This window comes from Cryobacterium sp. MLB-32 (assembly GCF_000738085.1).
Lineage (GTDB): Bacteria > Actinomycetota > Actinomycetes > Actinomycetales > Microbacteriaceae > Cryobacterium.
Genome location: NZ_JPRS01000661.1, coordinates 1 through 708 on the forward strand (window position 1 = coordinate 1; position 708 = coordinate 708).

The 708-nt window shown below is 54.7% G+C and carries 1 protein-coding gene; it reads left to right on the plus strand.

Features of this window, described 5'->3' with window-relative positions; genetic code table 11:
* Positions 1-165: 165 nt before the first annotated feature.
* Complete coding sequence (locus JF66_RS20745) at positions 166-612, plus strand: hypothetical protein (protein ID WP_156109991.1); 447 nt, start codon at positions 166-168, stop codon at positions 610-612.
* Positions 613-708: the final 96 nt, after the last annotated feature.

Sequence of the window (708 nt, forward strand, 5' to 3'; positions counted from 1 at the left end):
GGCCCGATTCCTTTACGACGCGAAGTCCCCATATGGCCCCTTCCCCATTCACCAGCACGGATAGGACGTCGACCGTCGCGGCCGTCACTCGACTCAAAGGCTTCATGTCACTAGTCTAGCTATATCGAGATAGGCTTCAACGAAGATCTTTAGGAACGGGTGGCAATGGCAAAGCTCAGTACGATCAACGAGTCACTCGGCGCATCGGCATCAAGTCCGCTCAAGAGAATATGCGGTCGTGCAGGTGTTGTGTGTATAGCGCTTTCGGTGACCCTCATGCTCAGCGGTTGCGACTCTCGGAGCGCTATGACACCAGAAAACGTCCTCGAGGCGTTTGAAGCTCAACCAAATCTTCCCGTATCCAACGTGAAGGACGTCACGCAAACCGAGTGCACAGATGAGGTGCCGTGTGTCAGCGCGTTAGCGGCGGATGAACTGAGCATTTACAAATTCTCGAGTCAGGATGACGCAAAAGCCTTCGCGGACACTCTTGGAACAGATGGGTACCAATCGGATTGGATCGTTCTCAATTTCGAGCACGCCACCGGCGCTGAGGAAAGTGACAATTTGCGATACGGGGCGCTTATTGATGCGATGTGGACCGACAGCTAAGACTTGTGAGATGGCCTTTCAGTGTGGCCCGGTGCCGCGGCATCAAGATCAGTGCACGCTCCTGAGTCCGACATCATCGTGACAGCATCCCCTACC